We start from the raw sequence: 21497 nt of genomic DNA, 5'->3' as shown, positions 1-21497 counted from the left end.
ACGCGCGCCGGCGCGCCGCCGCTGCCGCGATATGCCCTACGGCGCCGGCGCAGGGGGATCGGGCAGCGTGATCACGCTCTCGTCCTTGTCGGTGAGCCACCGCCAGTTGTCGACGAGCCCGGTCGAATCGAGCTGATGGTCTCCGGCGTCGTATGCGCCCCACCGGATCTTGATCTCCGTGTTCGGCTCCACGGGCGCCGAGGTGACCAGCCAGCTCGTCCCTGCGCGGCCCTCGAACCCCGTCCCGAGCAGCTCCCGGATCCCGCGGGTGCACGCGTACACCCTGCCGTCGAGATCGCAGGGAGGGCCGCTCTCGCAGGCGCAGACGTCGATGAAGGTGCTGTTGACGCTCATCGCGTTCCGCTCGCTGTCGAACAGGATGTGGCCATCGATGAGGTTGGCCGGCCGCGGTGAGAGGAACGCGACGAAGTAGTCGTTGAAGCTGTCGCAGACGACGGGCCAGTCGAACGTGACGTAATTGACGTTGAACGCGAAGCCGCGGACGTTCGACGGGACCCGGAGGGTGATCTCGACGGCGGTCGGGTCGGACGGCTTCGCGAGCACCAGATCGTCACAGCCGCGGGGGTCCTTCGGGAAGTCTTCGGGGAAATCACCTTCGTATTTCTTGTCGAAGCCTTGCGGGCTCTCGAACCCCTCGTCGTTCTGCGTCCGCGCCGTGCCGCTCGAGAGGGCGAGCAGCCGCGTGCCCGCCCTCGGCGGGACGTTGGGGCCGAACTTGGGGAGGATGCCGTGCCCGAGATGGAAGTTGGCGAGCAGCTCGGCTTCCTGCGGCGGCGGCGCGCCGTCGACCATGACCCAGGCGGCGGAGACAACGCCCCAGTCGTCGGGCCCGGACGACATCTTGCACAGCTCGACGGCCCTCGCGGCGTTGAGCGGATCCAGGTCGTCGAGCGGGATCCCGTCGTCGCACGGCTCGGGCACGTTGTCGGCGATGCCGTCGCAGTCGTCGTCCACGGGCTCCGGCGAGGCTCCCCCTTCTCCTCCGACCGTCGGGAGCTCAAGCGCTCGCGGGTTGATCAGCGCGTTGCAATCGTCGCAGTCGCCGCCGAGCTCCGTGAAGCCGTCGCCGTCGTCGTCGGCGTCCGGCGAGCCGCTGCAGCCCGCGCCCCCCGCGCCCACCCCCGCGGACGTGGCGACGGTCGTCGCGTCGGCCGTCGTTTCGGCTGTTGTCGTGGCCGGTATCGCGCCGGTGCTGGAGGCGCTCGCGGCGCCGCCCTCCCCGACCTCAAGGCCGCCTACCGGTCCGATGTTCCCGGTGCAGGCCGTGCCCAGACACCCGGCCGCAGTGATGAAGCTCAAGAAATTCAACCAAGGTCTCATCGGTGCTCCTCGAGGTCGCATGGAACCAGGGAGGTTCGGTCGATCCGGCGATACGGGAGTCGTCGATGATTTTATCAGCAGAAGCGGCCGCAGCAGTCAGCCCATCCCGGCAAAGGCCGGTGCTTTTTTGTGAGGTGAATGCCCACATCGTGGCCCCTCCCTCCGACCCAGGCGCCATGGTCACGCGCGCTCCAGGAGACGCGGGTCGTGGCGACAAAACGCAGAGCGCCGGCGCTTTCACAGCGCCGGCGCTCTCGGCCTCTCCGAGGGGCCGTCCACGGTTCGCCCCGCTCACACGCAGCGGGCGGAGCGCTCTGAACGATCAGGCCTGGGCGCCCACTTCCTTCTTGCCCTTGCGCTTCGGCTCCTTCTTGCTCCCGGAGCCGTTCGTGGCCGCGGGGACAGCGGCGAGCGTCGGGCGCAGCAGGTCCTCGGCCAGCTTGGCCGCGCGGTCCGTCTTCTCCCAGGTGAACTCGTCACGCCCGAAGTGGCCGTACGCGGCCGTCTTTCGGTAGATGGGCTTCAGCAGATCGAGCTGCTCGATGATCGCCTTCGGCCGCATGTCGAAGTTCTGCATGATGTACTTCTCGAGCACGTCCTCACCTACGCGGCCCGTGCCGAAGGTGTTCACGTGGACGCCGACCGGCTGGGCGACGCCGATGGCGTAGGCGATCTGCACCTCGCAGCGCGCCGCGAGCTTGGACGCGACGACGTTCTTCGCGACGTAGCGCGCGTAGTAGCAGGCGGAGCGGTCGACCTTCGTCGGGTCCTTGCCGCTGAAGGCGCCGCCGCCGTGCCGGCCCATGCCGCCGTAGGTGTCGACGATGATCTTGCGGCCGGTGAGGCCGGCGTCGCCGAAGGGGCCGCCGACCACGAAGCGGCCGGTGGGGTTCACGTAGATCTTCGTGCTCTTATCCATCAGCTTGGCCGGGATGCACTTCTCGATGATCAGGCTCCGCACCGCGTCCACGATCGTCTTGTGCTTGACCTCGGGGCCGTGCTGCGTCGACACGACGACGGCGCTCACGCGCACGGGCGTCTGGTCTTCGTACTCGATCGTGACCTGGGTCTTGCCGTCGGGGCGCAGCCAGTCGAGCTTCTTGGATTTGCGGAGATCGGCGAGCTTCCGGGCGAGGCGGTGGGCATAGCTGATGGGGGAGGGCATCAGCTCCGACGTCTCGTCCGTCGCATAACCGAACATGAGCCCCTGGTCGCCTGCCCCCTGCTCCTTGAAGAGGCCCTCGCCCTCGGTGACGCCGCGGGAGATGTCGGGCGACTGCTTCTCGATCGCCGTGAGCACCGCGCACGTCTCGTAGTCGAAGCCCATCGCGGCGTCGGTGTAGCCGATGTCCTTGATGGTGTTGCGCACGACGACCGGCATGTCGACCCACGCCGAGGTGGTGATCTCGCCGGCCACGACGGCCATCCCCGTCTTCACCAGGGTCTCGCACGCGACGCGGGCCGTCGGATCCTTCTCGAGGATCCCGTCGAGAATGGCGTCGGAGATCTGGTCGCACACCTTGTCGGGGTGTCCTTCGGTGACGGACTCGGATGTGAACTGGTAACGGCGCATGAATCGCTCCTTCGGCGGACTCGAAATCGGACCTCTACGCATAGTTCGAGCGCGGGGCACCGTCAACGCGAGCCGCGGCCTTCCGCGGACAAAAGCGCCGGCCGGACGAGCTGCCTCCGGGCCGTCGGTGTGGACGCGAGGTGGAAGCGAGACCGGGCGAGCGGGGGGCGTCGGGCCGTCGATCCGTCGATCCGGCGCGCTCCCGGCCGGCGCGCTCGCCCCGAGTGCGCCGCGCCGTCAGAGGTTATGATGCCGCGCATGATGTTCGACGAGATCAAGGCGTGCCTCGAGCGCGAGGGCTGGGCTGTGGAGGTCGTATCCAACGACACCATGCGCAGCGACTTCCAGGGGGCCGAGCGGCTCTTCCCGCTGTTCGTGCGGCTCGCGCCACCCTTCGTCGTCTTCGCGGTGATCCCGTTCGTGCGGCTCCCGATGGAGCTCGAAGAGGGCGACGCGATCGTGCGGCGCCTGCTCCAGCTGAACCGTGAGATCAACATGGCCAAGCTCTCGGCCGACGAGGAGGGCGACGTGATTCTCAGCGTCGAGTACCGCCTCGAGGACCTCGATCCGAGCGAGGTGCGCGACGCGGTCGATGTGCTCTCCTTCTACGCGAACAAGCACTATGCCGAGCTCGTGGCGCTCGCCGCGCAATGAGCGGTCACCGGCCCCGCTTCAAGGCAGGATCTGCTCCTCTCTGGGCTTGAGCCCCTCGTGCGCCCTTAGCTCGGTGCGCACGACCCGGACGCGCCGCACGTCGCGCCCGCGGACGACGGTGAGCTCGACGGCGCTCCCGACGGCGCCGCGGAGCCGATCGCGCACCGCTGCCGACGAGAGATCCCGGACATACACGCCGTCAATCATCATGATCTCGTCGCCCGGGATCAGCCCCGCTCGCTCGGCGGCGAGGCCCGGCGGCACGTCGCGCACGTAGAGCGCCAGCGACTCGTTATCTCGCCCAAGGACAGCCCCGATGGATCCCACGCTCGCGGTGCACCCCGCGGCCACGAGCAGGAGCGCCGCGCTCCAGGACCTGCTTGCCACCGCGGCACCATAGCGCCGAGGAGCCCCGGCGCGCCGCCATTCTCGCAGGGCGCCCCCCGGAGCGCGCGGCGGGGCGCGGCGGCCATGTCAGACCGGCTCCAGCGGACGCGCGCGCTCGTCAAACGTCGCAACGCCACTGCGCCGCAGGCGAGAGAATGTGATTTTCCAGGAAGGGAGCGCCCGAGTGTGCCTGTCGCGTCCGCACGCGAGGTGCGAAGCGCGGTTCTCGGTGGGGCTTCAGGAGCGCAAACAACTACGCGGCTGGTCGCCGGAGGCGCGGGATACGCCCTGGAAAGCGCGGCGTGGCGCCGGGACGCGGGCTTGCAGCGATCTGTCACGCCATGTCCATCGAGAGGTCGCAATCCAGTTGGTCCCCGGGGGCGGCTGCCCTAGAGTCCGGGCCGGGATCGCCCATGCCTGAACCGCGCGCCGCTGCCGAGAGCTCGACACCTGCCGCCCAGTCCGGCGGTGTGCCCGGCGGCTGGAAGATGCGGATGGAGGACCCGCTCAATCGCTACTATCGGTACCCGATCGCGCGCTGGATCGTGCGGGCGCTGATGAGGACGCCGGTTACGCCGAACCAGGTGACGCTGGTTCAGCCGCTCTTCGCCGCGCTGGCCGGTTACCTGGTGACGTTCGATGATCCGAGGCACCTCATCGCCGGGGCGCTCGTGTTCGAGCTCCGCTCCATCCTGGACTGCGTGGACGGCGCGCTGGCGCGGGCGAAGAGGATGGTGAGCCCCGCCGGTCACGCCATTGACGGCCTGGCCGACTGGCTGGGCGTCGTCTTTCTTTATGCCGGCATCTTCTGGCACGTTCACCTTCACCCGCCGCCGGAGGGCCCGTGGAGCGCGACCGTGTCCACGAACGCACTCCTGCTGATCGCGCTGCTCCAGGGGGCGCTGCGCTCTTTCTCCGCGGACTACTTCAAGCTCAAGTACTGCTCGATCTTCGAGACGGGCACAGACGAGACGGCGGACGTGCTGCGCCGGAAGATCCAGGCGCTCGGCCCCTCCTCCTCGTTCTTTGCCCATTTCGATGTCTTCATCGGGCGCATGGGGCACCTCGCGTTCGAGCACGAGTGGTTCGACCCGCGGCGGAGCCGGTCCTCGACCAGCGCGGATCAGGTAAAGCAGCTGATCCGGGAGGAGGCGTCGCCGCTCACGCGCCTCATCGGCGCGCTCTGGGCGATATCGAACGGCGACGCGTTCCTGTCGATGGTGGTGCTGACGCTCCTCCTGAACCAGCTCTGGCTGGGTCAGGTCTTCTTCGCGACGGGCGGGGTCGTCTGGATCGTCGCGGTCATCGGGCTGAACGGCTGGTTCCTCCGCGGCGCATCCCGCCGCGCGAAGCTGGCCGTCGCCTGAGCTCGGCGCCCTGCGCCGCCGAGCTCAGATCCGCGCAGTCCCCGCCAGAGCCCGCTCTAGAGAGCGCTTGCCAGGCGGCGGGCCTTCTCCACGTCTTCTTCGAAGTCGATCTCGGTCCAGGGCAGGTCATCGACGCGCTCGATACCGAACGGCACCTCCTGGAAAGCGCGGTCCATCGCGGCCTCGTACTCCTGATCGAGGCGGCCGGCGGAGACCTCCTCCTCCAGGAGGCGCTGCATCGTGCGACCGCCCTGCGGGCCGACCTTGGCGAAGCCGACGGTTTCACCGGCGAGGTCCCAGTCCTTGCCCACGCGGCGCGCTATCTTGAGGACGCGGCCGGCGCGGACGCCGACCATCATCTCTTCGCCGCTCTCCTCCGAGCTCGCGTCGACCAGCAGGCAGTTCTCGTGGGGCGAGCTCACGAGGCGCCGCAGCAGCGCGGCGGGGTACAGCACGTCGGCGTCCATCCACAGCCCGCCGCCTGACAGCCGGTCGGCCGCGACGTGGAGCGAGACGATGCTGCCGTGGGTGAACCGTGGGTTCTTGACGAGCTCGATCTTCAGCGAAGGGCGGAGCGAGGCGAGCGCGTCCTCGATCATCTCGTGCCGGAAGCCGACGACGATCGTCAGATCGGTGACGCCGCTCTCGGTGAGGTTCACGAGGTGGCGCTCGAGCAGCGTCTTGCCCTCGATGGAGATGAGGCACTTGGGCGCGTCCCGGCCGATGCGCCGGCCGCGGCCGGCGGCGAGCAGGATCGCCCTCATCGGCGCGCCTCGGCCGCGAAGCGGGAGGCGAGCTCCTGCGGCGTCTCCGCGACGCGGCCGATGCCCTTCACGGTGCCGCCGTCGACGAGGGCGAGGACCATGACCGGGCCCGGCTGCACGAGCGCGACGCGCAGCGACGCCTCGAAGGAATCGACGGAGTCGGCGCGGTGCGTGGCGCGGTAGCCGACCGCGCTGGCGACCGACTCGAGCTTCACGTCGCCCGAGATCGTCCGCTGCCCGCCCGTCGAGGCGTGGGAGCGGTTGTCGAGGACGACGTGCACGAGGTTCGCCGGCCGCTCGCTGCCGACGCTGGCGAGCGCGTTCATGCCCATGAGGACGTTGCCGTCGCCGTCGAGCACGAAGATCCGCTTGCGCGGCTGCGCGAGCGAGAGCCCCAGGCCGATCGACAGGCCGAGCCCCATCGAGCCGATCATGTAGAAGTTCGAGGGCCGGTCCTGCGTCGTGTAGAGCTCGCGGCCGATCATGCCGTTGCAGCAGACCACGAGGTCGTCCTTGCCGACCGCCGCCGTGAACACCTTCAGCGCTTCGAGCTTGTTCATTCGAGCACCCCCGCGGGCACGATGAGCGCCGCCGGCTGCCTGGTGGAGAGCATGACGTCCTTCGCCCACTGCACCTGGGGCCCCATCGGCTCGGCGGCGCGGAGGACGCGGTGCTGGATCTTCATCAGATCCAGGATGGGGAGCATGATCTCGCCCATCATGATGTGCTCCGGGGCGTCGTTGCCGCCCTCGCCGCGCCAGGAGATGACGAGCAGCGCGGGCACCTCGTACATCGTGCTGAGCGAGGCCAGCGCGTTCACGGAGACGCCGAGCCCGGAGTTCTGCATCAGGACCATCGGCAGCCTGCCGCCGAGCCAGGCGCCGAAGGCCATCCCGATGGCGCTGTCCTCGCGGGTCGCCGAGATGTAACGGGCGCTCGCGTCGGCGTCGAGCAGCGAGACAAGGCCCTTCAACAGCGAGCAGGGCACGCCCGCGAAGAAGTCGAAGCCCGCCTCCTTGAGCGCGGCGACGAACTCGGGCGCGTACGATTTGCCTGAACCGTGGGAACCGTGGGACATCGCCTCACTCCTTGATGAGCGCCCAGGCGCGACGGTAGTCCTCGAACGTGTCGATCTCGAGCCACCCCTTGTAAACGTCGATCGCCTGCACGTCCGCGCCGCGGTCGATGAGCTCCTGGAGCAGGTCGGTGAAGCTCGCGCTGCGGAGCGACTCGGCCTCGTGGAAGCCGCCCTTCGCGCGGCTCTCCTGCAGCTGGTGGTAGCAGTCGGTGAGCAGGCGCGCGCCCTTCGCGGTGAACATGGCCATGCCCACGAACTCGCCGTGCGCCTCGCCCGCGGGGATCGCGCGGCCGACGCGGGCCACCCGGTGCGGCGCCTCGGCGCCGACGAAGCGGTAGCCGGCCTCCTGCGCGTCCTTCAGGGCCACGAGGTCGGGCACGCCGCGCGCGTCCTTGGGCCGCTGGCCCTCGGCGTACGCGCGGTCGACGACGATCGAGATGTCCGCCGGGCTCTTGAGGAGCTTCTCGAGGTGGCCGCGCTCGAACACGATGTCGCCGTAGAGGAAGAGGAACGGCCCGCTCAGCTCCTTGGAGGCGCGGAAGAGCGAGGACACCTCGTTCGTCGTCGCGTACTCGTCGTTGTCGTAGAAGCGGGCGTTCGGGACCTTGATGGCCTCCTTCTTGTACCCGCGCACGACGGCGACGTCCTTGACGCCGCAGGCGTTGAGCACGTCGATCTGCCGCTCGAGGATGCTCTTGCCCTTCAGGTCGAGCATCGGCTTCGGCAGCTCCTCCGTGAGCGGCAGGAGCCCCTGGCTCTGGCCGGCGGCGAGGATGACGGCGGTGACGCCCGGGCTGCCGGAGGGCAGGAAGCTCGACTCCTCCTGCTTCATCTTGTCGACGCCCACGAGCTGGTAGACGCGCTCGAGCGGCACGACCTTGTCGTCGACGCTGCCGGTGTACATCTCGCGCTTCAGCGTCTGGAGCGTCTCCGTCATCGCCTTGATCGACGAGCGGATCGCGTGGTTCGCGAAGATGATCAGCTTGAAGCCGGCCTTGTGCAGCGTGTCGACGCTCGTCGTGCGGTAGATCGTCGGCACGCAGACGAGCGGCGTGTTCGGGCGGTCCCACGCGCGGGCGAAGGAGAGCACCTCGTCCGGGTCCTTGCTCTTCGAGTGGATGAGGACCATGTCGGCGCCCGCGTCCGCGTAGGCGCGGCCGCGGCGGAGCGCCTCCTCCATCCCCCAGCCGGCGATGAGCGCCTCGGTCCGCGCGATGACCACGAAGTCGCGATCCTTCTGCGTCGCCTTGGCCGCGCGGACCTTGAGCGCGTGCTCCTCGACGTCCGCGAGCTCGCGCTTCACGCCGGCGTAGAAGCTGCAGCGCTTCGGGAAGATGTTGTCTTCCATGCAGATCGCCGCGATGCCCGCCGCCTCGTACTCCTCGACGCAGCGGACGACGTTGACGGCGTTGCCGTAGCCGTTGTCGCAGTCCGCGATGACCGGGAGCGACGTGCTGTTCATCATCTTGGCGGCCTGGAGGTTCTCCGCCATCGTGAGGATGTTCGCGTCCGGCACCGCGTAGCTCGCGGAGATCTCGAAGCCGGAAGCCCAGAGCCCGTCGAACCCTGCCTCTTCACCGATCTTTGCAGACAGCCCATTGTGCGCGCCGATGATGACGATCGGCCCGGGGCGGGCCATGAGTTCGCGCAGCTTCCTGGCTTTGGTCACGTCTCGTCCACTCCTCCGCGCGGTGTTGCCATCTCCGCCCGACGGGCGACCGCGGCTGCAGGTGTCGCGGTGCGCGTCCCAGGCGAGCGGCGCCCCGTCGTCACCGCGCGCGGGCAGCTCCGGGGGGCGCCTGATCTCGCTCTCCTCCCCGAGGAGCCGGGCTTCAGAACGGGGCCTGCCTTAACACCGTTCGCCTGTGCCGCCAATGGAAGGGCACGACCGGGGCAGACGATCGCGAGGGCGGCGGAGCGCGCTCCGCCGCGTCGGGACGTGCGCGCTGCGGCGGTGCCTGACGGAGGGCGCGCGGGATGCTCGCCGCGGGCCCCCTGCCGCTCAGCCCTCGCGGCCGACGACCCCGCGCAAGCGGACCAGCCCGGGGCCCGCGCGGAGCACCGCCTGGCACGCGAGCCGGAGCCGCGGCGGGGCGCCGAAGCGATCGAGCAGATCGCGCTCGCCGCGCGCGGGCGGTTCGAGGAGCTGCTCCCCTTCGACGACCTCGACGCGGCACGTGGCGCAGCGCGCGTCGCGGCACGAGAACACGATCGGAGCGCGCGCGTCGTCGCAGACATCGATGAGCCTGCCGGCTCCCGCCTCCGCGGTGACGGCGGGGCCGAGCGCGCCGTCCTCGAACACGACCGTGGGCACCGCCGATCCCTCCTCCCTACCTGGCGCGCGACGCCGAGAGCGCATTTTCTCGAGCGTCGGCACGCACTATACGACGAGCGATGACGGATCGCTGGGACGCAATCATCCTCGGCGGAGGGCCGGGTGGGTCGACGCTCGCCGCATCGCTGGCCCGCCTCGGGCGCCGGGCCCTCGTGCTCGAGCGGGAGAGGTTCCCTCGCTTTCACATCGGCGAGTCGCTGCTGCCGCTGTCCCGCGAGGTCTTCGAGCGGCTCGGGCTGGACGAGGAGCTGGACGCGCGCTTCCTCCGCAAATACGGCGCCCGGTTCCTGTGCTCGTCGACGGGGCGGACGCGGACGTACAGCTTCGCCGACGCGTTCGATCCGAGGTTCGAGTTCGCCTACCAGGTGCAGCGCGACGCGTTCGACCAGCTGCTGCTCCGCCACGCCGCGGAGCTCGGGGCGGAGGTGCGCGAGTCGTGGGAGGCCGTCGAGGTGGTGTTCGAGGGCCCCCGCGCGGTCGGGGTGCGCGCGCGGCCCCGCGCTCGACCCGACGGCGCCGGGGCGGAGGAGGCCGTGGCCGCGCGCGCCGACTCGAGCGACGTCGTCGAGCTCCGGGCGCCGGTGATCGTGGACGCGACGGGGCGGGACACGCTGCTCGCGTCGAGGATGCGGCGGAAGGCGCAGCTGGCCGAGCTCGACAAGACCGCGCTGTTCACCCACTACGAGGGCGTGCCCCGCGAGGCGGGGATCCACCAGGGCGACATCCAGATCGTCCTCTTCGAGCACGGGTGGTTCTGGTTCATCCCGTTCCGCGGCGAGGTGACGAGCGTCGGCGCGGTGGTGTCGTCGAGCTGGATCCGCAGCCGGGCGAAGGGGGAGCGGCTCGACGAGCTCTTCGATCGCACCGTCGCGCAGAGCGGCTGGGCGCGCGAGTTCCTCGCGAGCGCGCGGCGCATCAGGCCGGTGGGGGCGCTCGCCGATTTCTCGTACCGGATCGACCAGCTCGCCGGAGACGGATGGCTCTTCGTGGGCGACGCGGGCGGGTTCCTCGATCCGCTCTTCTCGACGGGCGCGCACCTCGCCATCAAGGGCGCCGATCTGGCCGCCACGGCCATCCACCGCGCGCTCGACGCCGGGGACACCTCGCGCGCCGCGTTCGCGGCCTACGAGGCGGAGATCCGCTACGCCGTGGATCTCTTCCTGGGGGTCGTTCAGGGCTTTTACAAAGGCCAGTTCCGGGAGACGCTGTTCGAGCCGAACCAGCGGCCCACGATGCGCAAGCTCATCACCAGCATGCTCGCGGGCGACGTGTTCCACGCCGAGCGGCGGCCGCAGTGGGCCTCGTTCCTCCGGCAGCAGTATCCGGCGGAGGTGCCCGCCTTCGCGTGAAGCGCGGCGGGCGGCCGCGCGTGCCTCGCCGCGTGCACGCTCGCCCGGGCGCTCGGCTCTCCGGCGCTCAGCGGCCGCAGGCGTCGCGGTCCAGGACCGCGTCGCTCATCTGCTTGCAGGCGGCCGCGAGCGCGACGCGCGCCTCCGCCCTCGCGTCGCCCTTCAGCGCTTCGTCGTCGGCCTCCGCCTTGGCCTCGAGCACGTCGCGCGCGATCCGGATCGCGGCCTCGTGGCTCTTCCTGCTCTCCGCGGGCAGCTTGCCGGCGCAGGTGGTCATCGCGGCCAGGTAGCTGTCGCAGGCGTCGACCCCCGTGCTGTCGAGGTCGGCCTTCCCCGGATCGCCGCCTGCCTTGCCGCAGCCGAGGGCGAAGGTGCCCGAGAGGAGAAGTGCCAGGTGAGCTCTCGCCATCGTCGCGCGCGCCGGAGCGCCGCAGGAGGCCGGAGCTGGCCGCCTCGCGCGCTGCCCGACGCCGGCGCACCCTGCCATGAGCCCGCGCCGCGGGGCAATTTTCGGTCGCTCATGCGCGGCGGGGCGCCCTGCCATGCGCCTGCGCCGCGGGGAGAGCCTGGCGGGTCAGGCGCGGATCAGCAGGATGGCGTGCTCGTGGCGCGGGCGGCGCTGGAAGGCGCGCGCCGTGGGGCGGTGGAAGTGGGGGCGCGGCTGCGACGCGACCGCGCGGACCGCGAAGCGCGCGCCGGACGCGGCGGCCCTGACCACGTCGACCGCGTAGACCGGCGCGCCGGCGACCACGCTGTCGGCGATCAGCAGGACGAGCGGCGCGCCGCTCCGCAGGACGCGCGCGAGCGCGGTGAGCACGCCGCCGAGCTCGTCGCGCCAGCGCGCGCGGCCGGCCTCGGGGCCGAGCGGGTCGAGGTGCCGGCGGGCCCCGATCTCGTCCTGCTCGAAGCGGGCGCTGCGGAGCCGGAGCCAGCGCAGCCTCGCCTCGTGGTGGGCGAGGTAGTCGTACACGCCCGGGTAGGGCGGTGACGTGATCGCGAGGTGGACGGAGCCGGCCTCGACGCCGCGGAGCACGCGCGCGTCTCCCTCCTCGACGAGCGCGGGCGGGCTCGCTTCGAGCGGCGCGGCGACCTCGGCGAGGCGCTGGGCGAGCTCCTCCGCCTTGCGGATGAAGAGCCGCGCCGGATAACCGGCGGCGATTCGCCGCGGCAGCTCGTGCTCCGACGTGTCGGACGTGCGGCGGCTGAGCTTCGTCAGGATGGCGGAGAGGACGAGCTCGAGATCGGCGCGGAGCGCGTCGGCGCCGTGGCCCGCGAGGCGGTCGAGGCCGACGCGGAGCCCGTCGAGCTCGAGCAGCACGTGCGGCTCGAACAGGGCGACGTCCTCGGGGCCGTACCGGCGGCTCGGCCCGGCGCGCGCCTTGCGGCGCTCATCGGCCGCGGCCGCGACCTCGCGGGCGGCGGCGACGAGCCGCTCGCGCTCGCCGGGGGTGCTGCCCTGCACCTTGAGGCGGGCGAGGCGCACGGCCAGCGGGTTCGCGTCGACGCCGATCGCCGCCCGGCCCGCGAGCCGGGCCTCGACGAGGACGGTGCCGCTGCCGCAGAAGGGGTCGAGCACCCGCTCGCCCGGCCTCGAGAGGCCCTCGATCAGCCGGCGGGCGGTGTCCGGGTGCATCCGGGCCGGGTAGCTGTGGAAGCCGTGCACGTGCGCGCGCGCCGCTTCCTCCGCCGTGCTCGAGCTGGCCACGTCGAGCGCGTGGGCGAGCTTCGCGGCGCTCTCGGGGTCGCCCTCGAGCACCGTCGCGCCGCCGATGTGGGTCAGGGCGCGGCGCTCCTGGGGCGCGGGCCGGCCCGCGCGGGCCTTCTGTTGCGGCGGGCCCGGCTTCGGCTTGGGATCAGCGCTTCGCGGGGTCGACATGGGCGGTCCGTTGCGTCAGGGGCTCGGCGGCGAAGGCTTCCTCTTCGGCGGCGAGGGCGTGCGCCACGCTCTCGGCCCCCGCCTCGCCCCGGTCTTCGTCGCGCGCCGCGCCGACGCGCAGCTTCGGCGCATAGCCGAACTCGCCCGCGGGGCTCACCGCGCCGCGCACGACGTCGTTGACCTCCAGCAGGGCGAGGAGCTCCTCGGCCTGGGACTCGGCGATGCGGAGGGTCGAGGCGAGCCCGCCGGCGGTGAGCGGGCCCTCGGCCTGGCGGGCGACGTCGGAGGCGACGGAGACCCAGGCGGCGTCGAGCGAGGGCGCGATGTCCCGGCTCCGCGACTTCGTCCGCCGGAGCGCCCAGAGGGCGAAGGCGCCGACGGGCGCCATGGTGAGGAGGCCGGCGGTGAAGAGCCCGACGCTCGCGTTGAGGACGAGCAGCAGCACGGCGAACAGGAACAGCTCGAAGCCGAGCAGCGCGCTGGCCGCGATGCCCGCGGCGCGCCAGACCGAGCGCGCCGAGGCCGCCGCGCGCGCCTTCTGGAGCAGCGGCACCTCGCGGCCGGATCGCTCGACGCGGGCGTCGGTGACGGGGACGCGCGGGCCGCCGCAGGCGTCGCACGCGAAGCGCAGCTCGGGGTGCGCCGAGACGCCGGTCACGCCGCCGCAGTGCGGGCAGGCCTCGGCGCGCGCGGCCGCGCCGCACTGCGGGCAGCGATCGCCCTCCGGCGCGAGCGCCGCGTCGCACACGCGGCAGCGGGCGGCGCCGGGCGACGCGTCGCTCACGGCGCGCTCGCGGATGGGGCCGAGCGGGCGATGACCACGGTCGCGTGCATGGGCGTCGACGTACTCCGGTTGCCGGCGCTCGGCCAGGGGTCCTGACGGCGGGCGCTGCTTCACCGGCTTCTTTCGGCGTGCCATGATGGGACATGGCGTCGCGATGGGCGCGGACCGGTCGAACCGACGCGACGGTGCAGGCGGCGTCCGGCTATCTCGTCCTCGCGGCGCTGGCGATCTCGCTGGGCCTGGTGCTGCGGGATGGATGGCCGTGGATCCACCCGAGCCCGTGGCTCGCGCTGCCGCCGCTGGCGGCGCTGCTGATGAGCGCCGCGCTCGGCCTCACGCTGGCGGCCGGCGTCATCGTGACGACGCGCGTCGCCGTGGCCCGGTTCAGCTGGGCCCGGCGCCTGCACGCGGAGCTCCGCCCGGTCGCGCGCGACTTCTCGCTCGGCCAGATCCTGCTCCTCGCGGGCCTCTCGAGCCTGGGGGAGGAGCTGCTCTTCCGCGGGCTGCTGACGCCGCTCCTCGGCGTGCTGCTGAGCGCGATCCTCTTCGGGCTGATGCACCAGATGCGCGGTCCGAGCCGCTGGGTGTGGATCGGCTGGGCGGTGGGCGTGGGCGCGGGGCTCGGCGCCATCTTCGCGGCGACCGGGTCGCTCGTCGGGCCGATCCTGGCGCACGCCGTCGTGAACGCGGTCAACCTGAGCTACCTGCGCGATCACGATCCGGGCGAGGTGGAGCAGCAGCCGACGCTGTAGATCGGCGCTTCCGTTTCCTCGCTGTCCCCGTTTCTGCCGTCAGCGCTTCTTCGCGTCAGGGCGGGGGGGCCTGGCCGGCGCCGGTCTCGGGGGGATCGGGGTCGCGCGCGGCGGGCCCTCTTCGCTTGCCGGCTGGGTCTCCGGGGGAGCGAGGGTCCCGCGGGAGAGCTCGCCCGTGTCCACGGCGCTCTGCCGCTCGCGCCCTGGCGAGGACGGTCGCGAGGGCGGCGTCAGGCTCCCGCTTCGCGGGAGCGTCGGAGGCTCGCTCTCCTCCACGCGCATGCCGCGCTGGCTCGACGGCTTCGCCGTCCTGCGGGTCAGCGAGGGCAGCGTCGGCGGCGCCGCCGGGGTCACCAGCTCGAACTCGAAGTTCAGCTCGAGCGACGGCGGCCCATCGGAGATCGCCACGCCGGGGTCGGAGCCCCTCTGTGGCAGAGGGGTGGGACCGCGGCGCAGGCGCTCCTCGGACACGACGCGCGACGACGGCGGCGCGACGTCGTCCAGAATGGACGACGGCCCGCCGAGCGCCGTCGTCGCGCTCCGGGGCTCCGGACGGCGTCGCGACGGCGGGAACGGCAGCTCGACGCGGGCGCTCTCGTCCTCGAGCCGGGTCGCCTCGAGCAGGTACGCAGCGATGGATGTCCGCTCCGCGGGCAGGGGGCGGACGCCTGGCACGAACGCGAACCGTCCGACCTTCCAGCTGAGCATGGTGCGGAGCGCGGCGAGCGCCGAGGCGCGCGTGCCTCCCACGGTCCCCTCGACGATGCACCCTTCGGCGATGTCCAGCTGAGCCCGACGTTTCTTGCTGCTCACCTCGAACACGCCCGAGCGCCGCTCCATCTCGAGGACCGTGAGGACGGTCGCGATGGACATCTGGCTGAGATCTCCCTCGATCGCGGTCTGATCGACGGAGGCCGGGATGGACATGAGGCTGTCCCGCCGCTGGCGAAGGCGTGACGCCATCTGCACGAGCGCCCCGATCTGCGCGACGACCTCGCCGACCCGGAACGGCTTGGTCATGTAGACGTCGGCGCCCACGTGGAACCCTTCGAGGCGGGCCTCCTGGTCGTCGAGCGCGGAGAGGAACAGGAACGGGGTGACCGATACCCGGGACGGCTGGGTGCGCACGTTGCGCGCGACCCAGTAGCCGTCGTGGTCGGGCAGCCCGATGTCGCAGACGATGCACTCGGGCTCCAGGGTGCAGGCGGTGGAGAGCCCGGCCTCCGCGGTGGCGCAGAAGATGACCTCGTAACCTGCCTCCCGGATCGCGGTGGCGAGCAGGTCCGCGATGTACTCCTCGTCCTCGATCACGAGCACGACCCCGCTCGGCATCAGGCAGACGGTACACGCGCCCTGCGGGGGTGGCCAAGGGTGAATGGCGGCGAGCCAGCCTGATCATTCATTCGCCGGCGCGCCGCCGTCCTGGCTCCTCGCGCGAGCCCTCGTCGCAGCGTCCCTCCCGCGCGCGCTCGCCGGAGCATCCCTCCCGCGCGCGTTCGCCCGCGGCGTCCGGCCGCGGCGAGGAATCCACGCTATAAGAACGGAAATGGCAACACTGGTCCGAGAGGCCGACGGTACGGCGCGGCCCGGCGAGCGGGCCTCCTCGGGGGCACGCGTCTTCATCGCGATGAGCGGCGGAGTCGACTCGTCCGTCGCGGCGGCGCGCCTCTGCGACGCTGGATACGAGGTCGTCGGCGTGACGCTGCACCTCTGGGACTACCCCGACGACGGCAGCGTGAAGAGCCGCTGCTGCGCGCCCGAGGATCAGCACGACGCCCGCCGGGTCGCCGACCACCTCGGGATCCCGCACTACACGTTCGACCGCCGCGCCCTGTTCCGCGAGCACGTCGTCGACCCCTTCGTCGAGGCCTACCTCGCGGGTGAGACGCCGAGCCCGTGCGTGGCCTGCAACCGCTCGGTCAAGCTCCGGGAGCTGTTCCCGCTGGCGGAGCGGCTGGGGGTCTCGTGGGTCGCGACGGGCCACTATGCGCGGGTCGTCCTGGAGGAGGGCTGCGCTCGCCTCTACCGCGGCCGCGATCGGCACAAGGATCAGAGCTATTTCCTGCACATGCTCCGGTCGGACGAGCTGTCGCGGCTCCTCTTCCCGCTCGGCGACTCGACCAAGGACGAGGTGCGCGCCGAGGCGATCGCCCGCGGGCTCCCGGGCGCCGAGAAGGGGGAGAGCCAGGAGCTCTGCTTCATCCCCTCCGGCCGTTACGCGCCGTTCGTGGCCGACCGCGCCGCGGACAGGCTCCGGCCCGGCCCCATCGTCGATCGGGACGGCCGCGTGGTCGGGTCGCATGGCGGGGTGCACGGCTTCACGGTGGGCCAGCGCAAGGGCATCGGCGTCTCGCTCGGCCGGCCCGCGTTCGTCGTGGGCCTCGACGCCGCGTCCGGCGCGGTGCACCTCGGCGACGAGGGCGATCTGTACGCCGCGGGCGCCGAGATCGACGACGCGGTGTGGTGCGACGACGCGGTCTTCCCCCTGGAGGCCGAGGTGCGGGTGCGCGCGCGGCACGAGGCGGCGCCCGGCATCATCGAGCGGCGTCGCGACCCCGCGACGGGCGTGGAGAGCTTCGTGGCGCGGTTCGCGAGCCCGGTGCGGTCCGTCTCCCCCGGGCAGATGGCCGTGGTCTACCGGGGCGATCGCGTCCTCGGGGGAGGCCGCATCAAGGCGGCCCTTCGCTCGCAGGCGGCGTCATGAGGGCCCGTGCGCTCGCGCCCCTCGCCTGCGCGCTCTCGCTCGGGTGCTCGCTCGGGCAGGGGGAAGGCGAGGTCGTCAGCGAACGGCTGCGCGCGGCCGGCTGCTGGGACGACAGCTACGACATGAACCCGGACTTCTTCGCCGCGGTCCCCTACCGCTCCACCTTGCAGGTCCGGGTGCAGCGGGGGAGCGACCTGCAGGAGATCTCGGACGGGCTCGCGGTCCTGATCGACGACGTCGACATCATCCGCGGGGACGGGACCGTGAACAAGCTCGACGTCGACCTGAGCGTCGGGCTCCCGCCCGGCGTCGAGCTGCCGGGCTCGCCTCCGCCGACGCCGAAGCCGGAGGGGCTCGCGCCGCTCGTGCACATGGCGCTTTACCTCCAGCGGTCCTGCCACAACCAGAACATCGTGCTCTACGCCGTCGATGGGACCATCAAGTTCCAGGCGCTGTTCAGCGGCGATCCCAACGAGACGGACGCGGTCGACAAGTACACCGACGCGACGTTCGACGTCTGGGTCGGCGATCCGCGCGACGCAGGGCTCGGTCATCCAGCCGACGCCATCCCTCGGGAGCTCCTCTCGCGGGTCACCGGGGGGTTCCGCTTCTACTTCGAGCGGGGTCAACCTGGGCAACCGTTCCCCTGAGCCCGTCACGACTCCGTCCTGGGTTTCAGGTGGTGTCCTACCTGTCGGGACAGGCGCCTTCAGCGCCCCGGTGGATTGAAGTTGACCATCTGGAAGGTGTCCTGGCCGAGACGACATGGCAAAGCGCCGCGAACTCGCGGTAAAGTAGTGACCGCTCATGCCCCAACCCCCGCCTCGACCCGCATCGCGAATGGGCGGACCGCCAAGCCCCGGGTCGACCCATTCATCGCTCGAAGCGCGCGCGAAGGAGTCCGAGAAGCAGCAGGGGACCTACTTCCTGGGCCGTTACCGTGTGGTCGACGAGATCGGGGTGGGCGGAATGGCGAGCGTTCACCTGGCTCGCATGGATGGCCCGGGCGGCTTCCAGAAGTGGGTCGCGATCAAGCGGATCCACCCTCATCTGGTCGAGGACGATCAGTTCGTCGACATGTTCCTGGATGAGGCGCGCATCGCGGCTGGCATCAACCACGCCAACGTCGCGCAGGTCTTCGACCTCGGGAAGGACGACAACACCTACTGGATCGCCATGGAGTACCTCCACGGCGAGCCGCTCCGCGAGGTGATGCGCCGCGCGGAGGAGCGCCGGCTGCGCATCTCGCCCGAGCTCGCTGCGCGCATCTGCTCCGACGCCGCGGAGGGGCTCCACGCCGCTCACGAGCTGCGCGGAAAGAACGGCCAGCTGCTCGGCCTGGTGCACCGAGACGTCACGCCGCACAACCTGTTCCTCACCTACGACGGCTACACCAAGGTCGTGGATTTCGGGATCGCCAAGGTGGCCGACCGGCTGTCGTCCACCCGCGCGGGAACACTCAAAGGCAAGTTGGCCTACATGTCTCCCGAGCAGGTGCGCGGCAACGAGATCGATCGCACGACCGACGTGTTCGCGCTCGGGGTCGTCCTCTGGGAGCTCACGACGAACCAGCGCCTCTTCCGGATGGATACGGATCTCGACACGCTCGAGAAGGTGCAGGCCTGCGTGGTCCCGCCGCCGTCCACGATCGTGCCCGACTATCCGATCGAGCTGGAGAGCGTGGTCATGAAGGCGCTCGCCAAGCACAAGCAAGACCGCTTCCAGACCGCGCGTGAGTTCTCGCGAGCGCTGCAGAATTTCCTGATGAGGAGCGGGGTCTTCGTTGGCTCCGAAGAGGTCGCGCACTTCGTGCAGCAGGTGTTCGTCGATCGCATCCAGAAGCGCGAGGCGCACCTCGCGTGGGCTGCCGAGGTGACGTCCACCATCAACGTCGAGCAGGTGCGCTCGCGCAGCTCGACGACGGCCACGGACAGCGTCGGGCTGCGCAGCCGCGGTCGGGAGCCTGAGCCGCAGCAGCGCCTCACGCCGCCGCAGATCCTTCGGCACAACGCTCCGCCGGCGAGCGGGATCGCGCCGGTCGGGCGCCCGCCGTCGAGGGACGTGGACGATCGGCAGATGGTCGCCTCATCGCTGATGGATGACGATGAGGATGTCCCGACGACGGTCGCGACGCGCGAGCAAGCCGAGCCGGTGCGCTCCCTTCCTCATGGGGAGCGCCCGATGGTGCGCCCGGCGGCCGGCATGGTGCCCGAGCCGGCGCCAGCGCAGCCGCGCCAGGCCGGCGTCCAGTCCGGCATTGCCACGGTGCGCCCTGGCATGCCGACGGCGCGCCCCGGCTTTTCGCCGGCCTACCCGGGCCCACCGCGCGTGCCCGGCGGCCACGATCCTGCTCCGCCTCCGCTCTCCTCGAGCCCGTACCCTCCGCGCGACTTCGACACCGGCGAGCTCGCGCCCCTCCCCAAGGGAGGCCTCCTCGACAGCGAGCTGGGCAACCCGCTCGCGTCCACGCTCGCGCTCCCGTCGCAGGATCCACCGCCGGTCCCGCAGGGCGCGAGCGAGCCTGCGCGTCACGCGCGGATGACCAGGACCCCGGCCGTCGCCGCGCCGTCGCCGGCGCACGCCGCAGTCCCGTACGCGCTTCCCTTCAATGGCCAGGGCCATGCCGCAGCCCATGCGCCCCCTGTCAGCTCGCCGGCGCATGCGGTCCAGGCGCCGATGACCGTGGGGCAGGCCCAGCTGTTCGCGTCCGCGGCGACAGCGCAGCCTCCACAGTCGCAGATCGAGACCGCGCTCTCCCTGCCGCGCCCGGATCCGGCGGCCATCTGGGCCGCCACGCAGGACGCGGCGTCCAGGGGGAACGGCAGGAACACGCTCGTGCTCGTCGCCGTCATCACCCTCACCGTGCTGTGCGTGCTCGGTATCGGCGCGCTGATCTACATGAAGACGAACGCCGCGCAGTCCTCGCCCTCCAGGGGCGTGGACGCTGTCCCTGCGTCGCCCGCCTCGACGGACGCGACCACCACGGGCCAGTCGAGCTCCTGCGTGCCGGGGAGCTCTGCGGGCGCCTTTCGCGCGCTCTCTCTCGCTGTCCGCGACCGAGCGTCCGTCGTCCACCCCGGCCGGATCGGCCTGCAGCGCCTTACGATGAAGGGATGAAGTCTGTCCACCGCCGCTCGAACGGCGTCAGGGCGCGGCACCGCCCCGGCGAGCGAGCTCAGCTGCGTATCGAGGCGCTGGCCGCTGGGGGCGCGGGGGTCGGTCGGCTCGCCGGCGAGGTCGTCTTCGTCCCTGGGACCGCGCCGGGTGATCTTGTCGAGGTCGAGCTCGACCGGAGCGCACGCCCGGCGAGGGGCAGGCTCCTCGGTGTCGTCGAGCCGAGCGCCGACCGCGTCGCTCCGCCGTGCCGCTTCGCTGACGCCTGCGGCGGCTGCGACTGGATGCACGTCCGTATCGAGGCGCAGCAGGTCGCGCACGAGCAGATCGTCCGGCAAGCCATCGCGCGGGCGACGTCGCTCGCCGAGGCCGATCTGCCGCCGATCCGCGTCCATCCGGCCCCCCTTTCGCTCGGCTACCGGTCGCGGGCGAGGTTGTTCGCGCGCGCGGAGCGCGGCGAGGTGCGCGTGGGGTATCGCGCGCCGAGGACGCACGCGGTGGCGGCGGTCGATCGCTGCGTGGTGCTTGTCGACGCGATCGCGCCGCTCGCCGGCGAGTTGCCCGGCGTCCTCCATGGAGCCGTGGGGGAGGGCGATGTCCTGATCTCGCTGGGCGCCTCGAGCCGCCCGGTGGTCGAGGTCCTGTGGCGTGGGCAGCTGCCGCCGGCCGTATGGCAGCGGCTGGACGAGCGCACGGCGCGCGGGGAGTGGGCCGGCGCCCGCGTCACGCTCGACGGCGCGCGCGAGGCCGCGTCGTTCGGCGATCCGCGGCCCGCGATCCTGGGAGCGGACGGCCTGCCGCTGTTCCTCGCGCCGGGCGGGTTCGGGCAGCCATCCGAGGAGGGGGCGGCCGTCCTCGCCCGCCGCGCCGCCGAGCTCGCCCACCTCGACTCGACCCGGCCGCCGCACGTCCTGGAGCTGTTCGCCGGGAGCGGGACGCTCTCCGTGCTGCTCGCGCGCGGCGCGCAGCGACCCTCCCCGGCCGCCGAGCCCGCCGGGGCCGCGGCCTCGGGCCCGCCGGGGCCCGCGTCCTTCACGGCCGTCGAGCTCTCGTCCGCAGCGGTCGCTTGCCTGCGGCAGAACCTCGCCGCTCGGGGCCTCGCCGGCAAGGCGATCGAGGCGGACGCCGATCAGCACCCGATCCCGGCGCGCACCGACGTCGTGGTGCTGGATCCGCCGCGCAGCGGGGCTCCCGGCGCGGCGCGCGCGATCGCCGCCTCGAGCGCGCGCGTGGTCGTCTACGTCTCCTGCGATCCGGCCACCCTCGCGCGCGATCTCGGCGGGATCCTCCGCGGTGGCTTCGAGATCACGGACATCGAGGCGGTCGAGCTCTTTCCCCAGACGAGCCATATCGAGTCGATCGTGCGGCTCTCCCGCGCCCGCAAATCCGTGCGCTGACGCGCGCTGATCCGCGCCGGCA

At 71.8% G+C, this 21497-nt stretch carries 20 protein-coding genes; 8 read left to right on the top strand and 12 right to left on the bottom strand.

The features are described from left to right. Positions 1–36 precede the first annotated feature (36 nt). Positions 37–1320: a hypothetical protein gene (locus tag WME95_RS39825; RefSeq protein WP_437904515.1), complete on the bottom strand. Its 1284-nt coding sequence runs from the start codon at positions 1318–1320 to the stop codon at positions 37–39. Positions 1321–1663: 343 nt separating this feature from the next. Then, entirely contained in the window at positions 1664–2914 is a 1251-nt protein-coding gene (gene metK, locus WME95_RS39820) for a methionine adenosyltransferase (RefSeq protein ID WP_437545213.1), read from the bottom strand. 258 nt (positions 2915–3172) lie between these two features. Here metK and WME95_RS39815 point away from each other — a divergent pair, with 258 nt between their 5' ends. Next, the gene (locus WME95_RS39815) at positions 3173–3568 is read left to right on the top strand and encodes a YbjN domain-containing protein (protein WP_437545211.1); all 396 of its coding nucleotides are present in this window, start codon (positions 3173–3175) and stop codon (positions 3566–3568) included. An 18-nt stretch (positions 3569–3586) separates the two neighbouring features. Here WME95_RS39815 and WME95_RS39810 read toward each other — a convergent pair whose 3' ends face one another. Further along, positions 3587–3955 carry a PDZ domain-containing protein gene (locus tag WME95_RS39810; RefSeq protein ID WP_437904514.1) on the bottom strand — a complete coding sequence of 123 codons (369 nt, stop codon included), beginning with the start codon at positions 3953–3955 and terminating at the stop codon, positions 3587–3589. Between the two features lie 413 nt (positions 3956–4368). Here WME95_RS39810 and WME95_RS39805 point away from each other — a divergent pair, with 413 nt between their 5' ends. Then, positions 4369–5322, top strand: a complete 954-nt coding sequence (locus WME95_RS39805; protein WP_437904513.1) for a CDP-alcohol phosphatidyltransferase family protein — start codon at positions 4369–4371, stop codon at positions 5320–5322. 56 nt (positions 5323–5378) lie between these two features. Here WME95_RS39805 and WME95_RS39800 read toward each other — a convergent pair whose 3' ends face one another. From WME95_RS39800 to WME95_RS39780, 5 genes are all read right to left on the bottom strand, one after another. Beyond that, on the bottom strand, positions 5379–6086 hold the full coding sequence (locus WME95_RS39800; RefSeq protein ID WP_437904512.1) for an NTP transferase domain-containing protein: 708 nt from the start codon (positions 6084–6086) through the stop codon (positions 5379–5381). Further along, the gene (locus WME95_RS39795; protein ID WP_437904511.1) at positions 6083–6646 is read right to left on the bottom strand and encodes a thiamine pyrophosphate-dependent enzyme; all 564 of its coding nucleotides are present in this window, start codon (positions 6644–6646) and stop codon (positions 6083–6085) included. The genes WME95_RS39800 and WME95_RS39795 overlap by 4 nt, the downstream gene beginning before the upstream one ends. Continuing rightward, positions 6643–7164, bottom strand: coding sequence for a thiamine pyrophosphate-binding protein (locus tag WME95_RS39790; protein WP_437325131.1), 522 nt, complete (start codon positions 7162–7164; stop codon positions 6643–6645). Before WME95_RS39790 ends, WME95_RS39795 begins: the two co-directional genes overlap by 4 nt. Before the next feature lie 4 nt (positions 7165–7168). Next, complete coding sequence (locus WME95_RS39785) at positions 7169–8833, bottom strand: isocitrate lyase/phosphoenolpyruvate mutase family protein (protein WP_437904510.1); 1665 nt, start codon at positions 8831–8833, stop codon at positions 7169–7171. A 333-nt stretch (positions 8834–9166) separates the two neighbouring features. After that, a complete protein-coding gene (locus tag WME95_RS39780) occupies positions 9167–9478 on the bottom strand; it encodes a 2Fe-2S iron-sulfur cluster-binding protein (protein WP_437904509.1) in 312 nt (103 codons plus the stop codon). A gap of 80 nt (positions 9479–9558) precedes the next feature. On the opposite strand from WME95_RS39780, the gene WME95_RS39775 reads away from it, so the two are divergent. Beyond that, the gene (locus tag WME95_RS39775; RefSeq protein ID WP_437904508.1) at positions 9559–10848 is read left to right on the top strand and encodes an NAD(P)/FAD-dependent oxidoreductase; all 1290 of its coding nucleotides are present in this window, start codon (positions 9559–9561) and stop codon (positions 10846–10848) included. Between the two features lie 67 nt (positions 10849–10915). Here WME95_RS39775 and WME95_RS39770 read toward each other — a convergent pair whose 3' ends face one another. The 3 genes from WME95_RS39770 to WME95_RS39760 form a co-directional block, all read right to left on the bottom strand. Further along, positions 10916–11257: a hypothetical protein gene (locus WME95_RS39770; RefSeq protein WP_437904507.1), complete on the bottom strand. Its 342-nt coding sequence runs from the start codon at positions 11255–11257 to the stop codon at positions 10916–10918. Between the two features lie 165 nt (positions 11258–11422). Continuing rightward, positions 11423–12724 (bottom strand): DNA methyltransferase, encoded by a 1302-nt coding sequence (locus WME95_RS39765; RefSeq protein WP_437545196.1) that lies wholly within the window; start codon positions 12722–12724, stop codon positions 11423–11425. Next, complete coding sequence (locus WME95_RS39760; protein ID WP_437904506.1) at positions 12702–13643, bottom strand: zinc ribbon domain-containing protein; 942 nt, start codon at positions 13641–13643, stop codon at positions 12702–12704. Before WME95_RS39760 ends, WME95_RS39765 begins: the two co-directional genes overlap by 23 nt. Positions 13644–13651: 8 nt before the next feature. Between WME95_RS39760 and WME95_RS39755 the strand changes: the two genes are divergently transcribed. Beyond that, entirely contained in the window at positions 13652–14260 is a 609-nt protein-coding gene (locus tag WME95_RS39755) for a CPBP family intramembrane glutamic endopeptidase (protein WP_437545191.1), read from the top strand. Positions 14261–14299: 39 nt separating this feature from the next. On the opposite strand, the gene WME95_RS39750 is transcribed toward WME95_RS39755, so the two are convergent. Next, on the bottom strand, positions 14300–15592 hold the full coding sequence (locus WME95_RS39750; RefSeq protein ID WP_437904505.1) for a response regulator: 1293 nt from the start codon (positions 15590–15592) through the stop codon (positions 14300–14302). Between the two features lie 214 nt (positions 15593–15806). Between WME95_RS39750 and mnmA the strand changes: the two genes are divergently transcribed. The 4 genes from mnmA to WME95_RS39730 all read left to right on the top strand — a co-directional run bounded on the left by mnmA (position 15807) and on the right by WME95_RS39730 (position 21475). Further along, positions 15807–16964 (top strand): tRNA 2-thiouridine(34) synthase MnmA, encoded by a 1158-nt coding sequence (gene mnmA / locus WME95_RS39745; RefSeq protein WP_437904504.1) that lies wholly within the window; start codon positions 15807–15809, stop codon positions 16962–16964. Beyond that, on the top strand, positions 16961–17614 hold the full coding sequence (locus WME95_RS39740; RefSeq protein WP_437545186.1) for a hypothetical protein: 654 nt from the start codon (positions 16961–16963) through the stop codon (positions 17612–17614). Before mnmA ends, WME95_RS39740 begins: the two co-directional genes overlap by 4 nt. Before the next feature lie 190 nt (positions 17615–17804). After that, positions 17805–20081 (top strand): protein kinase domain-containing protein, encoded by a 2277-nt coding sequence (locus WME95_RS39735; protein WP_437904503.1) that lies wholly within the window; start codon positions 17805–17807, stop codon positions 20079–20081. After that, complete coding sequence (locus tag WME95_RS39730; protein WP_437904502.1) at positions 20078–21475, top strand: class I SAM-dependent RNA methyltransferase; 1398 nt, start codon at positions 20078–20080, stop codon at positions 21473–21475. The genes WME95_RS39735 and WME95_RS39730 overlap by 4 nt, the downstream gene beginning before the upstream one ends. Positions 21476–21497: the final 22 nt, after the last annotated feature.

This window comes from Sorangium sp. So ce327 (assembly GCF_051530205.1).
Taxonomy (GTDB): Bacteria; Myxococcota_A; Polyangia; order Polyangiales; family Polyangiaceae; genus Sorangium; species Sorangium cellulosum_B.
Note: the sequence above shows the minus strand (reverse complement) of the source record. Positions and strands in the feature narration are given on the sequence as shown.

Coding starts and splice junctions, on each gene's coding strand:
- metK (WP_437545213.1), bottom strand. CDS start 2,914: ATGCGCCGTTACCAGTTCACATCCGAGTCCGTCACCGAAGGACACCCC.
- WME95_RS39815 (WP_437545211.1), top strand. CDS start 3,173: ATGATGTTCGACGAGATCAAGGCGTGCCTCGAGCGCGAGGGCTGGGCT.
- WME95_RS39805 (WP_437904513.1), top strand. CDS start 4,369: ATGCCTGAACCGCGCGCCGCTGCCGAGAGCTCGACACCTGCCGCCCAG.
- WME95_RS39800 (WP_437904512.1), bottom strand. CDS start 6,086: ATGAGGGCGATCCTGCTCGCCGCCGGCCGCGGCCGGCGCATCGGCCGG.
- WME95_RS39795 (WP_437904511.1), bottom strand. CDS start 6,646: ATGAACAAGCTCGAAGCGCTGAAGGTGTTCACGGCGGCGGTCGGCAAG.
- WME95_RS39790 (WP_437325131.1), bottom strand. CDS start 7,164: ATGTCCCACGGTTCCCACGGTTCAGGCAAATCGTACGCGCCCGAGTTC.
- WME95_RS39775 (WP_437904508.1), top strand. CDS start 9,559: ATGACGGATCGCTGGGACGCAATCATCCTCGGCGGAGGGCCGGGTGGG.
- WME95_RS39770 (WP_437904507.1), bottom strand. CDS start 11,257: ATGGCGAGAGCTCACCTGGCACTTCTCCTCTCGGGCACCTTCGCCCTC.
- WME95_RS39765 (WP_437545196.1), bottom strand. CDS start 12,724: ATGTCGACCCCGCGAAGCGCTGATCCCAAGCCGAAGCCGGGCCCGCCG.
- WME95_RS39760 (WP_437904506.1), bottom strand. CDS start 13,643: ATGGCACGCCGAAAGAAGCCGGTGAAGCAGCGCCCGCCGTCAGGACCC.
- WME95_RS39755 (WP_437545191.1), top strand. CDS start 13,652: ATGGCGTCGCGATGGGCGCGGACCGGTCGAACCGACGCGACGGTGCAG.
- WME95_RS39750 (WP_437904505.1), bottom strand. CDS start 15,592: ATGCCGAGCGGGGTCGTGCTCGTGATCGAGGACGAGGAGTACATCGCG.
- mnmA (WP_437904504.1), top strand. CDS start 15,807: ATGGCAACACTGGTCCGAGAGGCCGACGGTACGGCGCGGCCCGGCGAG.
- WME95_RS39740 (WP_437545186.1), top strand. CDS start 16,961: ATGAGGGCCCGTGCGCTCGCGCCCCTCGCCTGCGCGCTCTCGCTCGGG.
- WME95_RS39735 (WP_437904503.1), top strand. CDS start 17,805: ATGGGCGGACCGCCAAGCCCCGGGTCGACCCATTCATCGCTCGAAGCG.
- WME95_RS39730 (WP_437904502.1), top strand. CDS start 20,078: ATGAAGTCTGTCCACCGCCGCTCGAACGGCGTCAGGGCGCGGCACCGC.